General features: G+C 64.5%; 5 protein-coding genes. All 5 read left to right on the top strand.

The window, feature by feature from the left end; translation table 11 throughout:
- Window positions 1-291: 291 nt before the first annotated feature.
- Window positions 292-1,305, top strand: coding sequence for an ABC transporter permease (locus EN914_RS25475; protein ID WP_024501860.1), 1,014 nt, complete (start codon window positions 292-294; stop codon window positions 1,303-1,305).
- Window positions 1,305-2,147 carry an ABC transporter permease gene (locus EN914_RS25470; RefSeq protein WP_013528137.1) on the top strand — a complete coding sequence of 281 codons (843 nt, stop codon included), beginning with the start codon at window positions 1,305-1,307 and terminating at the stop codon, window positions 2,145-2,147. Before EN914_RS25475 ends, EN914_RS25470 begins: the two co-directional genes overlap by 1 nt.
- A 3-nt stretch (window positions 2,148-2,150) precedes the next feature.
- Complete coding sequence (locus EN914_RS25465; protein WP_081714204.1) at window positions 2,151-3,227, top strand: ABC transporter ATP-binding protein; 1,077 nt, start codon at window positions 2,151-2,153, stop codon at window positions 3,225-3,227.
- Window positions 3,224-4,255, top strand: a complete 1,032-nt coding sequence (locus tag EN914_RS25460) for an ABC transporter ATP-binding protein (protein WP_024501857.1) — start codon at window positions 3,224-3,226, stop codon at window positions 4,253-4,255. The genes EN914_RS25465 and EN914_RS25460 overlap by 4 nt, the downstream gene beginning before the upstream one ends.
- A gap of 35 nt (window positions 4,256-4,290) precedes the next feature.
- Window positions 4,291-4,512: CoA transferase (locus EN914_RS25455; protein WP_206527236.1), on the top strand; the 222-nt coding region annotated here is incomplete at its 3' end.

Genomic DNA, 4,512 nt, shown 5'->3' with positions numbered 1-4,512 from the left:
AGGCCGGAAGGCGCGCAGGATGCCGAGCCCGCGCACCAGCGACGACGAAAGCTGTGCGCCTTCGCCTTCAAGCTCCGTCTCGTCCCTGGTCGCTCGCTTGCGCACGCTGAGGTCTTTCTGGCGTCGTCGTCCGCCTGTCGGGCCGGTGACGTCGGCACTGTCGATCAAAAATGAAATTAAATTCCATTTATATTGACAGCGGCTTTCGCGGGCTGTCAATATGTTTCCGTCGATGGCATGTCCCAGCGCCTTGTGCCATCTTACGAAGCCCCTCCTTGTGAAGGTAGCCACGTGTCTCGCTATATTTTGCGCCGGCTTATCGCAATGCCGTTTCTGGTGCTCGGCATCGTCACCATCGCCTTCCTGATCACCACGGTGACCAAGGGGGATCCGCTGACCGCGATCGTCGCCGAACAGCAGATGAGCAATCCCGATGTGGTGGCCGCCGCCAAGACGCGTTGGGGTCTTGATCGTCCTTTGCCGGAACGCTATATGATATATCTTGGTAATCTGCTGAGCGGCGATCTTGGCACCTCTTTCATCACCAAGCGCAATGTCGGCACCGACATTCTCTACCGCTTGCCGGCAACGCTCGAACTGGTTTTCGCCGCGATGATCTTCGGCACCACGCTCGGCATCGTGCTTGGTGTGCTGGCCGCCTATTTCCGCAACAGCCTGATCGACCATGGCGCGCGGCTGTTCGCCTTGTTCGGCTCTTCGCTGCCGGTGTTCTGGTCGGGGCTCGGCCTGTTGTTCATCTTCTCCGTCATGCTGAACTGGCTGCCGGGGCCGGGCAGGGTCGATGCCCGCTTGGCATTGCCGCCCGGCATCACCGGCTTCCTGACCATCGATTCGCTTCTGGCTGGCGACTGGACCGTCCTCAAGGACGCGCTCTGGCACCTGCTTCTGCCGGCCTTCGTCCTCGGCTGGACGGTTTCGGGCACCATATCGCGGCTGGTGCGCGCCAACATGCTTGATGTGATGAGCCGCGAGTTCGTGCTCACCGCGCGCGCCAAGGGGGCGAGCGAATTCCGCGTCGTCATCGTCCATGCGCTGCGCAACACCATGGTGCCGACCCTGACCGTCATCGGCTATTCCTTCGCCTATCTGATCACCGGCGCGGTGCTGACCGAATCCATCTTCTCCTGGCCGGGCATGGGATCCTATGCCGTGGAGGCAGCGCGTGCGCTCGACTTCCCGGCGATCATCGGCGTCACCATCGTCGGTGGTCTCGCCTTCCTGGTCACCAACCTTATCACCGACATACTCTATGTCGTGGCCAATCCGCGCGTGAGGTTGAGCTGATGGCAGTCGTCGTCACCAAGTCCCGCTCCTCGACGGTTCCCGAATGGCTGACCGCGCCATTGGTCATCGGCACGGTCGTCATCCTGTTCTGGCTGTTCATGACCGTATTCGCCAACCTGGTCGTGCAGTTCGATCCGCTCGAAATGGTCGCACGCCGGCTTCAGGCGCCAAGCTGGGCGCATTGGCTGGGTACCGACGCACTCGGCCGCGATGTGCTGGCCCGCACTCTGCACGGGGCCGCGCATTCGCTGCCGATCGCGGTTCTGGTCGTCGTCTCTGCAGTGATCATAGGCTCGCTGCTCGGCGCCATTTCCGGCTTCGTCGGCGGATTGACCGGCGCGGCGATCATGCGGCTTGTCGACGTCACTCTGTCCTTTCCGCCGATGCTGCTGGCCATGGCCGTCGCGGCGTCGCTCGGACCAGGCCTCGGCAATGCCGCCATAGCCATGGTGCTCGTCTGGTGGCCCGTCTACGCCCGGCTGATGCGGGCGCAGGTATTGGAGGTGAAGGAGCGCGAGCATGTCGAGGCGGCAATCGCCGCCGGCGCCAGGCCGCGGCGCGTGCTGTTCACGCACATATTGCCGCTTTGCTGGACCCCGGTGCTGATCAGCGCAACCATGGATCTCGGCCAGGTCGTGCTGCTTGCCGCGTCGCTCAGCTTCATCGGCCTCGGCGCCACGCCGCCGACACCCGAATGGGGCTCGATGATCTCCGATGGCGCCGTTCATTTCTATCAATGGTGGATCGCCTTCGGTCCCGGCGTCGCCATCCTCACCATCGTGCTCGGCTTTAACTTCATAGGCGACGGCTTGCGCGACATTCTCGATCCAAGGTCGGACTAGGCGATGAGCGCACAGATTTCCTCAGCGCCACCGGGCGCAGTCGACAAGGTGGAGGAGCGCGAGCCGCTGCTGTCCATACGCGGTCTGCGGGTCGGGTTCCGCAAGGCCGGCAGTCAGTTCGAAGCGGTTCGCGGGATCGACCTCGACGTCGCCAAGGGCGAAGTGGTCGGCATTGTCGGTGAGTCCGGCTCGGGCAAGTCCGTCGGCATGCTCGCCGCGCTCGGCCTCACGTCAAAGAACGCGGTGGTCACCGGCTCGGTCCGCTTCAACGGCGACGAACTGGTCGGCAAACCGGCGCGCGAGATGCGCAAGATCAGGGGCGCGCGCGTCGCCATGATTTTTCAGGACCCGCTGTCCTCGCTCAATCCGGTGATGACCGTCGGCGCCCAGATTGCCGAGGCGGTCAGGCTGCATCAGCGCGTGACACGCAAACAGGCGATGGCGCGCGCGGTCGAATTGCTCCATCTGGTGGCGATCCCGCAGCCGGAGCGCCGGGTCAACCAGTATCCGCATGAATTCTCCGGCGGCATGCGCCAACGCGCGGTTATCGCCATGGCCGTCGCCAACGATCCTGACCTGTTGATTGCCGACGAACCGACCACGGCGCTCGATGTCACGGTGCAGGCACAGATCCTGGCCGTGCTGCGCTCGCTGCAGGAACGGCTCGGCCTCGGCCTGGTGCTGATCACCCATGATCTCGGCGTCGTCGCCGGCCATGCCGACCGCGTCGCGGTCGTCTATTCCGGCCGTGTCGTCGAACAGGCAGGCGTATCCGAGCTGTTCGCCGATCCGCGCCATCCTTACACGCGTGGCCTGATCGCCTCGATCCCCAACCTCGAGGAAAGCCGCGAGCGGCTGTTCTCGATCGACGGTTCGCCGCCCGCACTTGGGCGCTTGCCGGGCGGCTGCGCCTTCCATCCGCGCTGCATTTATGCCGCGGCACGCTGCCGGACCGAGGACCCGCCTTTGCACGATGTCGGCGGCCGGTTCTCGGCCTGTCATTTCGCGACGACCTTGCCGCCCTTCCACAGTGCTGTGCTGGCGGCGGCGAGCCTGGACAGTGGAGACGTGGCCCCATGAGCGCAGCGGAGCAACTCCAGGCGGAAACCAAACCGGCGGTTGCGCTTTCTGTTCGCCATCTCGTCAAGGACTTTCCGGTTCGCGGCGGCCTCGTCTTCGACCGTGCCGTTGCCCATGTCCGTGCGGTCGCCGATGTCTCGTTCGACGTAGCACCAGGCGAAACGCTGGGTCTGGTCGGTGAATCCGGTTGCGGCAAGTCGACCCTCGGGCGCTGCCTGATGCGGCTGATCGAGCCGACCAGCGGCGAAAGCTGGTTCCGTGGCCAGAACCTGCTCGCGCTCAATCACGAAGACATGCGCCTGATGCGGCGCTACATCCAGCTCGTCTTCCAGGATCCCTACGGGTCGCTGCATCCGCGCATGCGCATTGCCGACAACATCGCCGAGCCGCTGCGCATGAGCGACATGTCGGCGGCCGACCGCCGCGCGCGCGTCGCCGAATTGCTCGAACTGGTGCGGCTCAATCCCGAGCATGGCAAGCGCTATCCGCACGAACTGTCCGGCGGCCAGCGCCAGCGTGTCGTCATCGCCCGCGCGCTGGCACTCAATCCGCAAGTGGTGATCCTCGACGAGCCGGTTTCGGCCCTCGACGTTTCGGTGCAGGCCGGCGTGCTCAATTTGCTCAAGGACATCCAGCAATCCTTCGGCACCTCCTATCTGTTCATCGCGCATGATCTGTCCGTCGTGCGCCACATCTCGCATCAGGTGGCGGTGATGTATCTCGGCAAGATCGTCGAGATCGCGCCGGCGGCCGAACTCTATTCGAGGGCGCTGCATCCCTACACCCAGGCGCTGCTGTCGGCGGTGCCGCTCGCCAATCCCGAGAAGGAGCGCAAGCGCGAGCGCATCGTGCTGAGCGGCGATGTGCCGAGCCCGCTCAACCCGCCATCCGGCTGCCGCTTCCGCACGCGCTGCTTCAAGGCGCAGGCGATCTGCGCTGCCGTCGAACCGCCGCTCGATCCGGCCGGTGGTTCGCATCGCGTCGCCTGCCATTTCCCGGAGCCGGTCAACACTTTCAGGGCTGTCTGAGTGGCCTGCCGAATTCACCCGAAGGAATTTTGATCGTGACTGAGGACCATTCCGCGAATGCCGGTACGGCAGAACCCGCGCGCTTGCCGCTCGAAGGCATCAAGGTTCTCGACCTCTCGCGTGTGCTGGCCGGGCCGTGGGCAACGATGAGCCTTGCCGATCTCGGCGCCGAGATCTGGAAGATCGAGAACATCGACGGCGGCGACGACACCAGGGCGTGGTCGGTGCCGAGCTACAAGGGTGTCTCGACCTACTAT

Origin of the sequence: Mesorhizobium sp. M7A.F.Ca.CA.001.08.2.1, assembly GCF_003998455.1 — a bacterium.
Taxonomy (GTDB): domain Bacteria; phylum Pseudomonadota; class Alphaproteobacteria; order Rhizobiales; family Rhizobiaceae; genus Mesorhizobium; species Mesorhizobium ciceri.
Note: the sequence above shows the minus strand (reverse complement) of the source record. Positions and strands in the feature narration are given on the sequence as shown.